This is a genomic window from Stenotrophomonas sp. Steno-C18 (assembly GCF_056393195.1).
In genome coordinates this window covers 487,790-503,114 of record NZ_JBWJOX010000001.1, presented here as the reverse complement: position 1 = coordinate 503,114, position 15,325 = coordinate 487,790, and the positions used below count along the sequence as shown (strand labels likewise).

General features: G+C 68.9%; 15 protein-coding genes. 5 read left to right on the top strand and 10 right to left on the bottom strand.

Features of this window, described 5'->3' with window-relative positions; translation table 11 throughout:
• Positions 1 to 46 precede the first annotated feature (46 nt).
• Both rlmB and AC06FE_RS02400 read left to right on the top strand, forming a co-directional pair.
• On the top strand, positions 47 to 790 hold the full coding sequence (gene rlmB, locus AC06FE_RS02405) for a 23S rRNA (guanosine(2251)-2'-O)-methyltransferase RlmB (RefSeq protein ID WP_478072141.1): 744 nt from the start codon (positions 47 to 49) through the stop codon (positions 788 to 790).
• Between the two features lie 11 nt (positions 791 to 801).
• Positions 802 to 1,989: a DmpA family aminopeptidase gene (locus AC06FE_RS02400; protein WP_478072140.1), complete on the top strand. Its 1,188-nt coding sequence runs from the start codon at positions 802 to 804 to the stop codon at positions 1,987 to 1,989.
• 284 nt (positions 1,990 to 2,273) lie between these two features.
• Here AC06FE_RS02400 and AC06FE_RS02395 read toward each other — a convergent pair whose 3' ends face one another.
• From AC06FE_RS02395 to AC06FE_RS02385, 3 genes are read right to left on the bottom strand one after another with little or no spacing between them, the layout of a single operon-like run.
• Complete coding sequence (locus AC06FE_RS02395) at positions 2,274 to 3,689, bottom strand: efflux transporter outer membrane subunit (RefSeq protein WP_478072139.1); 1,416 nt, start codon at positions 3,687 to 3,689, stop codon at positions 2,274 to 2,276.
• Positions 3,690 to 3,697: 8 nt separating this feature from the next.
• Entirely contained in the window at positions 3,698 to 5,650 is a 1,953-nt protein-coding gene (locus tag AC06FE_RS02390; protein ID WP_478072138.1) for a MacB family efflux pump subunit, read from the bottom strand.
• Positions 5,647 to 6,990, bottom strand: coding sequence for an efflux RND transporter periplasmic adaptor subunit (locus AC06FE_RS02385; protein ID WP_478072361.1), 1,344 nt, complete (start codon positions 6,988 to 6,990; stop codon positions 5,647 to 5,649). The genes AC06FE_RS02390 and AC06FE_RS02385 overlap by 4 nt, the downstream gene beginning before the upstream one ends.
• A gap of 216 nt (positions 6,991 to 7,206) precedes the next feature.
• Here AC06FE_RS02385 and AC06FE_RS02380 point away from each other — a divergent pair, with 216 nt between their 5' ends.
• The 3 genes from AC06FE_RS02380 (at position 7,207) to AC06FE_RS02370 (ending at position 10,317) form a co-directional block, all read left to right on the top strand.
• The gene (locus AC06FE_RS02380; protein ID WP_132866042.1) at positions 7,207 to 7,917 is read left to right on the top strand and encodes a response regulator; all 711 of its coding nucleotides are present in this window, start codon (positions 7,207 to 7,209) and stop codon (positions 7,915 to 7,917) included.
• Positions 7,914 to 9,332 carry an ATP-binding protein gene (locus AC06FE_RS02375; protein WP_478072137.1) on the top strand — a complete coding sequence of 473 codons (1,419 nt, stop codon included), beginning with the start codon at positions 7,914 to 7,916 and terminating at the stop codon, positions 9,330 to 9,332. Before AC06FE_RS02380 ends, AC06FE_RS02375 begins: the two co-directional genes overlap by 4 nt.
• Positions 9,333 to 9,513: 181 nt before the next feature.
• A complete protein-coding gene (locus AC06FE_RS02370) occupies positions 9,514 to 10,317 on the top strand; it encodes a GGDEF domain-containing protein (RefSeq protein ID WP_478072136.1) in 804 nt (267 codons plus the stop codon).
• A 21-nt stretch (positions 10,318 to 10,338) separates the two neighbouring features.
• On the opposite strand, the gene rnt is transcribed toward AC06FE_RS02370, so the two are convergent.
• The 7 genes from rnt to pstB form a co-directional block, all read right to left on the bottom strand.
• Positions 10,339 to 10,983, bottom strand: a complete 645-nt coding sequence (gene rnt, locus AC06FE_RS02365; protein ID WP_478072135.1) for a ribonuclease T — start codon at positions 10,981 to 10,983, stop codon at positions 10,339 to 10,341.
• Positions 10,984 to 11,049: 66 nt separating this feature from the next.
• Positions 11,050 to 11,796, bottom strand: a complete 747-nt coding sequence (locus AC06FE_RS02360; protein ID WP_478072134.1) for an HvfC family RiPP maturation protein — start codon at positions 11,794 to 11,796, stop codon at positions 11,050 to 11,052.
• Positions 11,789 to 12,661 carry an HvfB family MNIO-type RiPP peptide maturase gene (locus tag AC06FE_RS02355; protein WP_478072133.1) on the bottom strand — a complete coding sequence of 291 codons (873 nt, stop codon included), beginning with the start codon at positions 12,659 to 12,661 and terminating at the stop codon, positions 11,789 to 11,791. The genes AC06FE_RS02360 and AC06FE_RS02355 overlap by 8 nt, the downstream gene beginning before the upstream one ends.
• The gene (locus AC06FE_RS02350; RefSeq protein WP_478072132.1) at positions 12,645 to 13,022 is read right to left on the bottom strand and encodes an HvfA family oxazolone/thioamide-modified RiPP metallophore; all 378 of its coding nucleotides are present in this window, start codon (positions 13,020 to 13,022) and stop codon (positions 12,645 to 12,647) included. Before AC06FE_RS02350 ends, AC06FE_RS02355 begins: the two co-directional genes overlap by 17 nt.
• A gap of 130 nt (positions 13,023 to 13,152) precedes the next feature.
• A complete protein-coding gene (locus tag AC06FE_RS02345) occupies positions 13,153 to 13,509 on the bottom strand; it encodes an RcnB family protein (RefSeq protein WP_192288002.1) in 357 nt (118 codons plus the stop codon).
• A gap of 157 nt (positions 13,510 to 13,666) precedes the next feature.
• Entirely contained in the window at positions 13,667 to 14,374 is a 708-nt protein-coding gene (gene phoU, locus AC06FE_RS02340; protein ID WP_132862637.1) for a phosphate signaling complex protein PhoU, read from the bottom strand.
• A 112-nt stretch (positions 14,375 to 14,486) separates the two neighbouring features.
• Positions 14,487 to 15,317 (bottom strand): phosphate ABC transporter ATP-binding protein PstB, encoded by an 831-nt coding sequence (pstB, locus tag AC06FE_RS02335; RefSeq protein WP_132862638.1) that lies wholly within the window; start codon positions 15,315 to 15,317, stop codon positions 14,487 to 14,489.
• Positions 15,318 to 15,325: the final 8 nt, after the last annotated feature.

The following is a 15,325-nucleotide window of genomic DNA, read 5'->3' as shown; positions in this document are numbered from 1 at the left end:
ATTGGGCCTACCATTGCCACCCCCCGAATTTCCCCATGTGACGCCCATGAGCAAGCAGAACCAATGGATCGTCGGCGTCAATGCCGTGGCTTCTTCGATTGAAAAGGACCCGGAGAACGTCCGCGAGGTCCTGATCGAGGCCGGTGCCAAGAACCCGCGCCTGGTCGAAATCGAGGAAGAAGCCCTGCGCAAGGGCATCGACGTGCGCAAGGTCAACGCCCAGGCGCTGGGCGGCGTGGCCGGCCAGGTGCGCCACCAGGGCGTGGCCGCGCGGTACGCCGCGCCCAAGCTGTGGGCCGAGAACGAACTGGAAGGCCTGATCGAGGCCGCCGAGGGCAAGGCGCTGGTGCTGGTGCTCGATGAGGTACAGGACCCGCACAACCTCGGCGCGTGCCTGCGCAGTGCTGCCGCCGCCGGCGTCACCGCCGTGGTGATCCCCAAGGACAAGAGCGCGCCGGTCAATGCCACGGTGCGCAAGGTCAGTGCCGGCGCCGCTGACCGCATCCCGGTGGTCGCGGTGACCAACCTGGTCCGCTGCATCAAGGACATGCAGAAGCTGGGCGTGTGGGTGTACGGCCTGGCCGGTGAGGTGGACACCACCCTCCACCAGCTGGACCTGCGCGGCAACGTGGCGCTGGTGATGGGCGGCGAAGCCGATGGCCTGCGTCGCCTCACCCGCGAAACCTGCGACCAGCTGGTGCGCATCCCGATGCCGGGCGACATCGAGAGCCTCAATGTCTCCGTCGCCACCGGCGTGGCGCTGTTCGAAGCCGTCCGCCAACGACTGTAAGAGGAAACCACATGCTCCCTGCGCCGTATCGTCTCTCCCTTCGACTGACTGCGGCGCTGCTGGGGCTGTGCGCCCTGGTGGCTTCCGCACAGGAAGCCCCGCGCGCCCGCGCCCGTGACCTGGGCGTGGCCCCGGGCATCTTCGCGCCGGGCCACTACAACGCGATCACCGACGTGGCCGGCGTGCGCGTGGGCCAGGTGACGCTGGCCGAGGGCGACAGCGTGCGCACGGGCGTCACCGCGATCCTGCCGCACCCGGGCAATGCCTATCGCTCACGGGTGCCGGCGGCGGTGCACGTGGGCAATGGCTTCGGCAAGTTCATCGGCAGCACCCAGGTCAACGAACTGGGCGAGCTGGAAACCCCGATCCTGCTGACCTGCACGTTGTGCGTGTGGAAGGCGGCCGATGCGATGGCCGAGTGGATGCTGGCCCAGCCGGACATGCAGCAGGTGCGCTCACTGAATGTCGTGGTCGGCGAAACCAACGACGGCGGACTCAATGACATCCGCGCCAGGCCGATCACCGCCGGGGCAGTGCGGAATGCACTGGAAAGCGCCAAGAGCGGGCCGGTGCAGGAAGGCAGCGTGGGTGCCGGCACCGGCACGGTGGCGTTCGGTTGGAAGGGCGGGATCGGAACCTCTTCGCGCAAGCTGCCCGACAGCCTCGGCGGCTGGACGGTCGGCGTGCTGGTGCAGGCCAACTTCGGCGGCGTGCTGCAGGTGGAAGGCGCGCCGGTCGGCCGCGCGCTGGACCGCTATGCATTCCAGAACGCGGTGGCGATGCAGGACAACACGGGCGGCCTGGCTGATGACCGGGGCGATGGCTCGGTGATCATCGTGATCGCCACCGACGCCCCGTTGTCGGACCGCAACCTGAAGCGGTTGGCCTCGCGCGGGATGATGGGACTGGGGCGCACCGGCAGCTCGGCCTCCAACGGCAGCGGCGATTATGTGCTGGCGTTCTCCACCGCCGAGTCGGTGCGACGGGCATTCGATGCGACCCGCCTGCAGATCACGGAGCTGGCCAACGAGCCGATGAGCGCGGTGTTCCAGGCCAGCGTCGATGCGGTGGAAGAGGCGGTCTACAACGCCTTGTTCATGGCGACCACCACGAGTGGCAACGGCAAGACGGTGGAGGCGATTCCCTTGGACAAGGTGCGCGATGTGCTGCGTGCGCATGGGATTGCGCCCGCGTCGTAAAAGCGGCCCTCACCCCAACCCCTCTCCCGCTAGGCGGGAGAGGGGCTTGAATTGCGAGCGGTGCGGGAACTGCCGGATGGCGTGATGACTCCCTTCTCCCGCCTGCGGGAGAAGGTGGTGCGAAGCACCGGATGAGGGCGCTGTTGCTTTTGCGTTCCGCGATACGTGCCCTCACCCCAACCCCTCTCCCGCGGGGCAGGAGAGGGGCTTGGATTGCGAGCGGTGCGGGAGCTGCCGGATGGCGCGATGACTCCCTTCTCACGCAGACGGGAGAAGGGGTTCCATCACGGGGTCCCACCCCCCAATGCCTTGTACAGGGTCACGTCGTTGACCAGCTGGCTGCGCTTGACCTGCGCCAGCGACAACTCGGAACTGCGACGGGTCTGCTCGGCTTCCAGCCAGGTGCGCAGGTCGGTCGCGCCGGCGCGGTAGCGCACTTCATACAGCCGCGCGATCTCCACCGCTTCCTCGTACGAGGCCTGCGCGGCGGCGAGCTGCTGGGCCAGGCGCGTGCGCGCGGACAGGGCGTTGTCCACGTCCGACAGCGCGGTGTACAGCGTCCGGCGGAAATCATTGGCGGCGATCTGGTAGGAGAGGTCGGCCGAATCGATGTCCAGCTGCATCTGTCGGAACTTCAGGAACGGCAAACTCAGGCCCGCGCCCAGCGTTGCCACCGGATGGGTCAGTACCTCACCCAGCGAGGGGCTGGAGCTGCCGATGCTGCCGCTCAGGCTCAGGCTCGGGTAGTAGCTGGTGGCGGTGACCTTGATGCTGGCCAGCGACTGGCGCAGGCGCAGCTCGGCCGCGCGCAGGTCCGGGCGACGTGCCAGCAGTTCGGCCGGCAGCCCTTCTGCCAGCGCCGGGCTCTGCGCCACGTCCAGGTTCTGCGGCTCATCGGCCAGCGGCCAAGGCTGGCCGTCGAGCAGCACGGTCAGTGCGTTGCGGGTTTCCACCCGCTGCTGTTCCAGCTGGGCCTGCGCGGCGCGTTGGCTCTCGATGTTCTGTTGCGCCTGGCGCACCTCCAGCCGCGAGACCGCGCCGGCCTTGAACTGGCTTTGCACCAGCGCGGCGGTACGCTCCAACCGATCGAGGTTGGCCTGGCCGGTGGCGATGGCCTGGTTGAGGTAGCCCAGCTGCCAGTACAGCTCGCAGCTCTGGCCGACCAGGCTCAACGCCGTGCTCTGCAGGTCCTGCGCGGTGGCCTGCGCTTCCCAGCGGGCGATGTCGCGCTGGCCGCGCAGCTTGCCCCACAGGTCCAGCTCCCAGCCCAGCGACACGCTGGCGCCGTGGTTGCGGGACCAGTCGTCGCCGCTGTCGGTGCTGCGGCTGGCACTGGCACTGACCGAACCCGATGCCTGCGGCCACAGGTCGGCACCGGCCAGGCCGGCCTGCGCGCGTGCGCGCTCGAGCTTCAGTCCGGCCGAGGCCATGTCGGTGTTGCTGTCGAGCACGCGTGCGATCAGCTGGTCCAGGCGTGGGTCGGCGAACCCTTGCCACCAGGCGTCTGCACGGATGTCGGCGGGCGGTGCGGTGACCTCGCGCTGGATGTCCTGCACCGGTGCGTTGGCGGCGGCATCGCCGCGGCCGTACTGCGCCGGTACCGGCAGATGGGCGGCGGGATCGGCGCTGGGCGTGGTGGCACAGGCGGCCAGCACCGTGGTCAATGCGGCGGAAAGCAGCAAGGGACGATAGGCAGTCATGGTCATCTTCATTCGCGGGCCAATGCCTCCACCGGGTCCAGCTGGGCGGCATTGCGGGCCGGCAGGAAACCGAACGCCACGCCGATCAGGGTCGAGCAGGCGAAGGCGGCGACGATCGAGCCGGTGGAGAACAGCAGGGTGAAGCTGGCGCCGAAGGTGCGGAACGCCCAGCCGATGGCCAGCGCCAGCACGATGCCGAGGATGCCGCCGAGCAGGCACACCAGCACCGCCTCGATCAGGAACTGTTGGCGGATGTCGCTCTGGCGCGCGCCCACGGCCATGCGCACGCCGATCTCGCGGGTACGCTCGGTCACCGACACCAGCATGATGTTCATCACGCCGATGCCGCCCACCACCAGTGCGATGGCGGCGATGGCGCCGATCAGCAGCGTCATGGTCCGGGTCGTGGACGCGATGGTCTCGCGGATCTCGGCGGTGTTGCTGAGGAAGAAGTCCTCGGTGCCGTGGCGCAGGGTCAACAGCCGGGTGATGGCCGATTGCGCCGCATCCATCGGGGTGTCGTCCTTGACCCGCAGCGTGATGCTGCTCAGGTAGCTTTGCCCGAGCATGCGCGCCATCACCGTGGTGTAGGGCACCCACACGCTCAGGTTGGTGCTGCCGCCGAAGCCCATCGACTGGCGCTTGGCGATGCCGATCACGCGTGCCGGCACGTTGCCCAGCAACACCACCTTGCCCAGCGGGTCGTCGCTGCCGAACAGCTGGGTGCGGGTGTTCTCGTCGATCACCACCACCTGCGCCAGGCCCTTGACCTCGCTTTCATCGAAGTAGCGCCCAGACACCAGCGTCATGCCCTTGACCCGGAAGTACTGCTCGCCGATGCCGCTGACCTGCGCCGAGGCCGCCTTGTTGCCGACGCGGGCGGTCACCGAGCTGGAGACGCTGGGCGTGGCGCTGTCGATGTAGCTCTGCTGGGCCAGGACGTCGGCGTCGCTGGACTTGAGGGTCTGCACCCGCGCCGAGCGCATGTCGCCGAAGCCCTTGCCGGGGTAGACGTCGATGGTATTGGTGCCCAGCGCCGAGATGCTCTTCAGGATCTCCTGCTGCGAGCCATTGCCCATCGCCACCACCGAAACCACCGAGGCGATGCCGATGATGATGCCCAGCATGGTCAGGAAGGTGCGCAGGCGGTGCGCGTTCATGGCCAGCAAGGCCATGCGGAAGGCTTCCAGGAAGCGGTCGCGCGCGGCCTGGAAGGCGCTGCCGCCGGTCTTCACCGGCGTGGCGCGCTGCTGGGCCGGGAACCGTGGCGCGGCGTCGTTGCGGCGGTCGTCGATGATCACGCCATCGCGGATCTCGATGATGCGCTGGGCGTGCTCGGCCACGTGCATGTCGTGGGTGACGATGATGATGGTGTGGCCCTCGGCATGCAGCTCGCCGAGGATCTTCATCACCTCCTCGCCGGAGGCGCTGTCCAGCGCACCGGTGGGTTCGTCGGCCAGGATCACCTCGCCGCCGTTCATCAGTGCACGCGCGATCGACACGCGTTGCTGCTGGCCACCGGACAACTGGCCCGGTGTGTGGCCCATGCGGTCGGACAGGCCCAGCCGTGCCAGCAGTGCCTCGGCGCGACTGCGACGGGCCTGCGCCGGCGTACCGGCGTAGATGGCGGGCACCTCGACGTTGCCACGTGCGTCCAGGTCGCCGAGCAGGTGGTAACGCTGGAAGATGAAACCGAAGTGCTCGCGGCGCAGCTGCGCCAGCTCGTCCGGTTGCATGCGCCCGGTCTCGCGCCCGGCGACCCTGTACGAGCCCACGGTGGGACGGTCCAGGCAGCCGAGGATGTTCATCAGCGTGGACTTGCCCGAGCCGGACTGGCCGACGATGGCGACCATCTCGCCGGCATGGATGTCCAGGTTGACGTCCTTGAGCACGGCGATGGTTTCCTCGCCGGCCGGGAACTCGCGACGCAGCTCGCGCAGCTGCAGCAGCGGCTGGCTCATCGACGCGGCCCGCCCATCATCGGACTCATCGGTCCCCGGGTATTGCCTCGTGCGCTGGCCTTCTCGGCATCGGTGACTTCGCCCACCACCACCTGCTCGCCTTCTTCCAGCCCTTCGAGCACCTGCACGCTGGAGCCGTTGTTCAGGCCGACCTTGATGCGGCGTGGCGCCGGCTGGCCGTCCTTGCCAAGCACCCGCACGATGTAGCTGTTGCTGTTGGCCAGTGCGGCGGCATCCGGCCGCGCCCGCGCCTGGCGTTGCTGGCGCTGGGCCTCGCCGAGGCTGCGCGGCTCGCGCTGCGCGCCCGTGCCTGCCGGGCCGCCTTCGGGCACCTTGGGGCCGAGTGCGACGGTGGGGATCAGCAGCGCATCGCTGGCCTGCGCCAGCAGTACTGAAACCTGCGCGGTCATGTCGATGCGCAGCGTGCCGTCCGGGTTCTCCACGTCGAACAACGCGTTGTAGTACACCGCCGTGCTGGAACTGGAGGAGGACGAACTGCTGGAGGTGGTGCTGTCGGTACTGATCGAGGCAGGCGCCGGATTGACCGTGCGCAGCCTGGCCTCGTACTTGTGGTCGGGCTTGCCGAGGATGGTGAAGTACACCGGCATGTCCGGCTTGACCTTGACCACGTCGGCCTCGGAGATCTCGGCATTGACCGTGACCAGGTCCAGGCGGGCCAGCTTGACGATGGTCGGCGCGGACTGGTTGGCGTTGACGGTGCGGCCTTCCTCGGCGACCACCGCCACCACGGTGCCGTCGATCGGCGCGATGATGCGGGTATAGCCCAGGTTGGCCTGGGCGGTGCTCAGTTCGGTTTCGCGTTGCATGATCTGCGCGTCCAGCGCACGGATCTGCGCACGGGTGCTGGCGAGGTTGGCCTCGGCGGCCTCGTAGTCGGCGCGCGAAGTGGCCTCGGCGGCCAGCATTTCCTTCTGGCGGGCGAAGGCCAGCTCCGATTCCTTCAGCGAGGCGGTCTGCACCGCGCGCTGGGCGCGGATGTTCTCCAGCGCGGCCTGTGCGTTCCTCAGGCTGTTCTGCTGGGTGACCGAGTCGATCTCGGCGATCAGGTCGCCCTGCTTGACCACGTCACCCAGCTGCACCTTCAGCGACTTGATCTGGCCGGACACCTGCGCACCGACGCTGACCAGCTTGTAGGCATCGATCACGCCGGTGGCATCGACCGTCTGCTCCAGGTCGCCGCGGGTGACGGGCGAGGTGGCCAGTGACGGCGCGGCGGGCTTGCGCAGCGCCCAGGCGGCGGCCGCGCCGGCCAGGACGATGATGGCGGCGGCAAGCAGCAGGCGGTTGCGGCGGGAGGAGGGCAGCAGCTTCACGATGATCGGACACTCATGGCGGGCCGCAGGACGCGGCGACAGTGCCAGTGTCGCCAGCGGAAGATGCCGCCTCAATGCACGGGTTGTATCGTTCTGTGTCCGGTCCGGCACGCTGTGTAACGGTGTGTATCGGCCGCGACGATCGATACATGCCGATACAGGCGCGCCCGCGCACGTTGATCCGCTAGCATGGATCATGGCGCCATGACGGAAGTACAGACCATGCACCGCCTCCTGGTGGTAGACGACGACAGCGACATCCGCAGCCTGCTGGCCGAACAGCTGGGACGGGCCGGTTACACCGTGAGCACGGCCGGCGATGGCGGCCAGATGCGCCAGGTGCTGGCGCGCGAGCACATCGACCTGATCGTGCTCGACCTGAACCTGCCGCGCGAGGACGGGCTGGCGTTGTGCCGCGAGATCCGCGCGCGTTCGGCCACGCCGGTGATCATGCTGACCGCGCGCAGCGAGCCGATCGACCGCGTGCTGGGCCTGGAGATGGGGGCCGACGATTACCTGGCCAAGCCGTTCGAGCCGCGTGAGCTGCTGGCGCGCATCCGCAACGTGCTGCGGCGGACCGAGGCGCTGCCGGCCAACCTGGAGCCGCTGGCGATGCGCCGGGCGGGATTTTCCGGCTGGGTGTTCGACCTGGAGCATCGCCACCTGGTCGACCCGGCCGGGCGCGTGGTGATGCTGTCCGGCGCCGAGTTCCGGCTGCTGCGGGTATTCGTCGCGCATGCCAACAAGGTGCTCTCGCGCGAACAACTGGTGGCCTTGAGCACCGGCCGCAACTACGAGTCGCAGGATCGCGCGATCGACCTGCAGGTCAGTCGCCTGCGCCAGAAGCTGGGCGATGCTGGCGGCAGCGATGGCCTGGTCAAGACGGTGCGCAACGAGGGTTACGTGTTCGCCAGCGCGGTGACGCTGGAATGAAGCGCCTGCGCCGGTTCCTGTCCTCGATGACGGGACGCCTGTTCGTGATCCTGCTGGTCGGCATGATGATCGCGGCGATCGGTGCCACGCTGCTGGCCGAGTCCCGCCGCCAGCAGGAGTTCGAACGGCAGAACCTGGCGCGCATCGCCGACCGCCTGCAGGGCTTCGTCAACCTGCTCGATGGCAACCCGGAGCTGCGCGCCCGCCTGCTGGCGGTGGGTGGGCCGAGCGTGCGGGTGGTCAAGGACACGTTCCGTACGGGCGCGCCGGACACGGCGCTGATGGAGACCCTGGCGCAGCGCGGTGGCGTGGTGGCCGGTGCGCAGGTGCGCGCCACCAGCTTCCGCGCCTGCATGGTGCCGCTGCCGCAGTTCATGCGGCCACCGGCCCCGCCGCCGGGGCGCCGGGAAGGCGAGCGCCGTCGCCATGTGCATGACCCGGCGTTCACGCCGCCGCGCTGTCGCCTGGTCGAACTGAAGCTGAGCGACGGCACCCCGGTGCGGCTGGCGCTGGAGTACCCGGCCATCGCGCGCAGCCCCGCGGCGGCGTTCGATCCGTGGTTCCTGTCGTTGCTGGGGCTGGCCATCGCGGTGCTGGCCTACGTGGTCGCGCGCATGGCCAGTACCCCGCTGGAACGCCTGGCCGCGCACGCCGCCGGGCTGGGGCAGGACCTGCAACGCGATCCGTTGCCGGTGAGCGGTCCGCTGGAAGTGCGGCGTGCCGCCGAAGCCTTCAACGCCATGCAGAAGCGGCTGCAGCGCCACCTCGGTGAACGCACGCAGATGCTGGCGGCGATCACGCACGACCTGCAGACACCGGTGACCCGGTTGCGGTTGCGCCTGGAGAACGTCGCCGACGAACAACTACGTGAGCGCCTGATCGGTGACCTGGCCGCGATGCAGGCGCTGATCCGCGAGGGCCTAGAGCTGGCACGCAGCGCCGAAAGCGCCGAGCAGCGTGCCGCGCTGGACCTGGACTCGTTGCTGGAGAGCGTGGTCGAGGATGCCGCCGAGGCTGGGCATGACGCCACGCTGGAGCAGAACTGCGGTGCCGTGCTGATGCTGCGCCCGCTGGCCATGCGCCGGCTGTTCTCCAACCTGGTCGACAACGCGGTCAAGTACGGGCGTGGCGTGCAGGTGCATGCGAGCCGGCAGGGCGATGCGGTGCAGGTGGTGATCCGTGACCATGGGCCCGGCCTGGCCAGCGACGAGTTGGAGGCGGTGTTCACGCCATTCCTGCGCCTGGAGACCTCGCGTTCGCGCGAGACCGGCGGTGCCGGGCTGGGCCTGACCATCGCCCGCGCGCTGGCCGAGAAGGACGGTGCCACGCTGGTGCTGCGCAACCACCCTGAAGGCGGCCTGGAGGCGGTGGTGCGGTGGGAGCAGCCGCAGTGGGAGACCGGTCAGCGCGGTTGAGCGGGGCGGGCATCTGCAGCGCCGGGCTGTGAAGGAGGTCGCCTGGCTGGGCCGGTGTCTTTGCTAGTATCGCCGCACTATCCGGGGATGCAGATCGATGGCAAGGGATACGGTTCTGGCAGGTACGCCGGGGGCGGTTGACAGGTGTGGCAAGCGCACGCGCAGACAGCGCCGGAAGGCCGTGTTGGCTGCGCCGGCCTTGCTGGTGTTGCCGATGTTCGCGCAGGCGGCTGGCGCGCCGCCGGCACCGCCGTTGGCGGTGGCCACGGTACCGGTGCTGGCCGGCGTCGGCGCGCTGCTGATGGCGGCACTGCTGTGGTGCGGTTACCGGCTTGGCCAGCAGCGCATGCAACTGGCCAGGTTGATGCAGGATGCCGAACGGCAGGCCCGCGACGGGCGCCAGGCCGCCGAGCGGCTGGCCGCGGCCGAGCAGGCCGTGGCTGAGCTGGAGCTGCAGATGCAGCAGCAGGCCGAGTCGTTCGCGCGGCTGGCGCACGAGGACGACCTCAGCGGCCTGCCCAACCGGCGTGCCTTCGATGATGCGCTGTCGCGGCAGATGGCCGCCTCGCGCCGCAGCGAACGACCGTTGTGCCTGGTGGTGCTGAGCATCGACCACCTCAAGCAGATCAACGCGGCCTGGTCGCGTGCCGTCGGTGACCTGGTGCTGTGCGAGGTGGGCGAACTGCTGCGGCGCAGCCTGCGTGCCTCGGACATGCCGGCGCGGCTGGGCAACAAGGAGTTCGCGATCCTGCTGGGCGACACCACCCTGGCCGATGCCGAGATGGTCTGCCAGCGCCTGCAGCGCCTGTTTGGCCAGTACGGCGAATGGGGTGGCCGCGGTGAAGGCGAGATTGCCGTGACCTTCAGTGCCGGTGCGGTGCAGATGGGCGATGCCGACCAGGCCCCGGTGCTGTTCTACCAGCGTGCCAAGAACGCCTTGGCGCAGGCCAAGCAGGACGGGCGCGCGCGTACCTGCGCGGCCTGAGCCACGAGGGCGGCGGGCCGCTCAGCGGCCCAGCGGGGTGGGCCAGGCGTTGACGATCTTGCAGAACAGCCGTGCGGTTTGTTCGGTGTCGTAGACCGCGCTGTGCGCCTCGTTGGCATCCCATTCGAAGCCGGCCGCCTGCACCGCGCGGGCCAGCACGGTCTGGCCGTAGGCCATGCCGGACAGGGTCACCGTGTCGAACACGCTGAACGGATGGAACGGATTGCGCTTGTGGCCGCTGCGGGCCACGGTGGCGTTGATGAAGCCCAGGTCGAAATGGGCGTTGTGGCCGACCAGGATCGCGCGCTGGCAGTTGTACTTCTTCATGGCCGCGCGCACCGGGGCGAACACATGCTCCAGCGCGTCGCGTTCGGGCTTGGCCAGGCGGAACGGGTGGTCCAGCACGATGCCGGTGATTTCCAGCGACTTGGGGTCGATTTCGGTGCCTTCGGCCGGGATGACGTGGGCGCTGGCAGTCTGCCCGGGATACAGCAAACCGTTTTCGTCCATCTCCACCGGTACCGCGGCGATCTCCAGCAGTGCATGCCGGTTGCAGTCAAAGCCACCGGTCTCCACGTCCACGACCACCGGCAGGAAACCACGGAAGCGTTGCGCCATGGGCGTGAAAACGGGGCGCGGGACGGGCGATTCAACGTGTTCGTTCATCACAATAGGGTAGCAGAGCGCGTAAGAACGGCCGGTGATAGGCGGGTTTCGCGCCTGCAGGCGCGCCTACCGGGCGGTGCCCAGGATGCAGGCGCGCTCGCGCAGCTGCTGCAGCATCGCAGCGCCATTGGCGAGGAAGGCGGGGTCGGCGACGACGCCGGCTTCCTCGGCCAGCGCCTGCAGATGCATGCGGCCGCTGTGTCCGGGGAACTGCTCCAGCCGCTCCAGCAGGCGGAACAGCAGCGGCGAGACGGTGGAGAACGCCGCGCTGCCATCGACGCCGCGCCGTGCCAATAGCAGGGTCGGCTCGGCGGGGGGCTGCATCGGTTGCCACGCCGGGCCAATGCGATGCACCGGCCATTGGTAGGCCAGGGCCCGGCACCAGGGGGAGCACAGCGGCGCGGCGTCCAGCAGGTCGCCCTGCGGGTCGTGGGCGGGCAGGGCGGCGTCGCTGATCTGCAGTGCCAGTTCGATCCACTCGTAGTGGGCCAGTTCCAGCAGCCAGGGGTAGCGCGGGTCCGCTGGCCGCTGGTCGAGGAACAGGATGAACTCCTGCGCGATCTCGGTGAACAAGGGCGTGTGGGCGCGATGGTCGCGACAGAAGGCGCGGACCAGCGGCAACCACTGGGCATCGTCCAGGGTGCGGCGGATGACCGGGAAGTTGGCCGCCAGCAACGATTGCAGGTTGTTGAAATACAGCTCGCGATACACCTGCATGCGCCGCCCGGCGATGGCATCGGGCGCCGGCTGCCGTTCCGGGTCGCGCAGGTGGGCGGCGAAGCGCTGCTGCAGTTGCGCCAGGATTTCAGCCATGCGCGTGCTCCGTCGCGGCGGCCTGCTGCAACCGGCGGATGACCTGCAGCTCGTCGAGCAGCTCGGGCAGGGGCGGGAAATTGAAATCACGCTCCAGCAGCGTCGGGCGGACCCCGTGCAGGGCATGGCTGGCCGCCAGCAACTGCCAGACATCGTGCTTGACCGGCATGCCGTGGGTGTCGATCTTCAGGTCGTCGGCTTCGTCATGGTGGCCGGCGACGTGATAGCTGGCGATGCGTGCCGACGGCAGGCGGGCGAGGAAGGCGTGCGCGTCGTAGCCATGGTTGATGGCGTTGACGTAGACGTTGTTGACGTCCAGCAGCAGGTCGCAGTCGGCCTCCTCCAGCACGGCGTTGATGAAGCCGGCTTCGTCCATGTCGGCGGCCGGCACGGCGTAGTAGGAGGCGTTCTCCACGGCGATGCGGCGGCCCAGGATGTCCTGCGCCTGGCGGATGCGGGCCGCCACGTGGCGCACGGCCTCGGCGGTGAACGGCAGTGGCAGCAGCTCGTACAGGTGGCCGTCGTCGCTGCACCAGCTCAGGTGTTCGCTGTACAGCGCGACCTGATGCTGGTCGAGGAAGCGACGGGTGCGCTGCAGGAATGCCACGTCCAGCGGGCTTGGGCCGCCGAGCGACAGGGACAGCCCATGGCAGGTCAGGGGGTGACGCCGCGACAGCTCGGCCAGTGCCTCGCCCAGCCGGCCGCCGACGCCCACCCAGTTGTCCGGGGCGCATTCGAGGAAATCGAACGCGCCTGCCGGCGCGGCGGCCAGTGCATCCAGCAGTGACCGCCGCAGGCCCAGTCCTGCGCTGGCCGCTGCCGGCGCGCGCAGGTTGCCGGGGAGGCGGTCAGTGGTTGCCGCCACACTTGCCCTCGCCACACTTGCCTTCGGCGTGGGTCTTGGCGCTGTCGGCAGCCGTGTCGTCACCGGCCTTGGCCGGTGCGGGGGCAGCGGCCGGTGCCGGGGTGGCGGTCGCAGCGGCGCCGGCGTGGCTGCCGCCACACTTGCCTTCGCCGCACTTGCCCTCGGCATGCTTGGCCGGTGCGTCGGTGGTGCCGGTCGGCGGCGGCGTGGCCGGTTTCTGTTCGGCCGGCGGCGTCTGGCCGGTGGCGGCCAGTGCGTAGCCCTGGGCCAGGTCGGTCATGGCGAAGGCCGGGGCGGCGCTGCCCCCGAGCAACGCGACACCCAGGGCGAGGGAAGCAGGCTTGCGGAGATCGATGGCCATGCGGTGGTGCTCCAGTGTCAGAGGTGTGCGGGGGAGGCTGGAGCTTAGCAAGCACGGTGGCGGGCGTGCGGGTAGCGCATGTGTCGACAGGCCCGGTTCGGGCCTGTCGGGGTTGCGGTACGGGCGGTGTTCAGCGACCGCTGGCGATGTCCACGACCAGCCCGGTGGCGATGGCGATCAACACGTAGCGATCGTCGATCCGGCGCCACTCATTGCCCCTTCCGGGCTTGCGCAGGCCATGGTGAGCGTAGTCGGCCACGCGTGTTCCACGCTGGTGCTGGGACAGCCGCTCGCCCTTGCGGGGGGCGTGATGGGCCGACTGCGGGGCGGCATGGCGGGCGCCATTGGACGACGCGGCTGCCGGGTGCTGTTGCGCATGCGACGGTGCCGGCGGGTCGTGGCGGTCGCGGTCCTGCGCGGGGCCGGCGAAGGCACTGGCCGAGGCCAGCAGGGACAGGGACAGGGCGGTGGCGAAGATGCGCTTCATGGTGGTTTCCTGGGGGACGCGGCGGGGATGCCGCGTGCAACACCACGCTAGGAAAAAATCCATGAACGCGTAATTAAATTCCCCGCCGCCGCGGTATCGCTTTGTATCGGCATGTAACGGCCCGCCGGGACGAGGATCCGGCGGGCCGTTGCCAGGCTCAGGCGTGGTCAACGGTGCTGGTTTCGTCGCGCTTCTCGCGCGGCGGCAGCGGCTGTTCGCCGTGCACGAGGAACCAGACGTTCTCGGCGATGTTGGTGGCGTGGTCGCCGATGCGCTCCAGGTTCTTGGCCATGAACAGCAGGTGCGTGCACGGGGTGATGTTGCGCGGGTCTTCCATCATGTAGGTCAGCAGTTCACGGAACAGCGCGGTGTATTGCGCGTCCAGGCGGGCGTCTTCCTCGCGCAGCTTCAATGCCGCTTCGGCATCGTTGTCGCGGTAGGCCACCAGCGCGGCGCGGACCTGCTGGGCGGCCAGGCGGCCCAGTGCGCGCACGCCCTGGATCTGCGGCATCGGCGGCACCGACACCAGCGCGATCGAGCGCTTGGCCACGTTGGCGGCATAGTCGCCGATGCGTTCGATGTCGGCCGGGATGCGCAGGCCGGCCAGAATCTCGCGCAGGTCACGCGCCATCGGGCCGCGCAGCGCCAGGCGCATGACGTCATGGCTGATCTGCTGTTCGAGCTGGTCGATGGCCTCGTCGTTGGCGACGATGCGCTGGGCGGCCTTCTCGTCGCGGCGTTCGATCACGTCCAGCGCCGCTTCCAGCTGCGCGACGGACATCTCGCCCATGCGCACGATCTCGGTTACCAGGCGCTGCTGTTCTTCGTCGTAGCTCTTCACGATGTGGTCGTTGGGGTTGTTCATGGGCGTCAGCCGGAAAAGGGGAAACAGGAATGGGGAGGCGGGGCGTTGAAGTCCGGTGGGGCAGGGGGCGGGAGGACTGCGCTCCCGCCTGCCGGCTCCCCATTGCCCGGGCTCAGCCGAACCGACCGGTGATGTAGTCTTCGGTCTGCTGCTTGGACGGGTTGGAGAAGATGACCTCGGTGCGGTCATGCTCGATCAGGTCACCCAAGTACATGAAGGCGGTGTAGTCGGACACGCGCGCGGCCTGCTGCATGTTGTGGGTGACGATGGCGATGGTGTAGTCGTTCTTCAGTTCCTCGACCAGCTGCTCGATGCGGCTGGTGGAGATCGGGTCCAGCGCCGAGGTCGGTTCGTCGAGCAGCAGCACGTCCGGGCGCAGGGCCACGGCGCGGGCGATGCACAGGCGCTGCTGCTGGCCGCCGGACAGTCCCAGCGCGCTCTGGTTGAGCTTGTCCTTCACCTCGTCCCACAGCGCGCCCTGGCGCAGCGCCTGCTCGACGCGCACGTTCATCTCGGCCTTGGACAGCTTCTCGTGGTGGCGGATGCCGTAGGCCACGTTCTCGAAGATGGTCATCGGGAACGGCACCGGCTTCTGGAACACCATGCCCACCTTGGAGCGCAGGCGGTTCATCGGGTACTTGGGCGAGAGGATGTTCTCGCCGTCCAGCAGCACTTCGCCGCGCGCTTCCAGCTTCGGGTACAGCGCATAGATGCGGTTGAAGATGCGCAGCAGGGTGGACTTGCCGCACCCGGACGGGCCGATCAGCGCGGTCACGCGCTTTTCGGGGATCTCCAGGTTGATGCCCTTGAGCGCATGGAACTTGTCGTAGTAGAAGTCCAGGCCACGTGCGGCCAGCTTCACCGGCGCCGGTGCATGCAGCTCCTGGTTGGAGGCAGGCACGTTGATGCGCTGCATGGGCACGGCGTTGTTGAGGTCGTTCATGGGAAGGT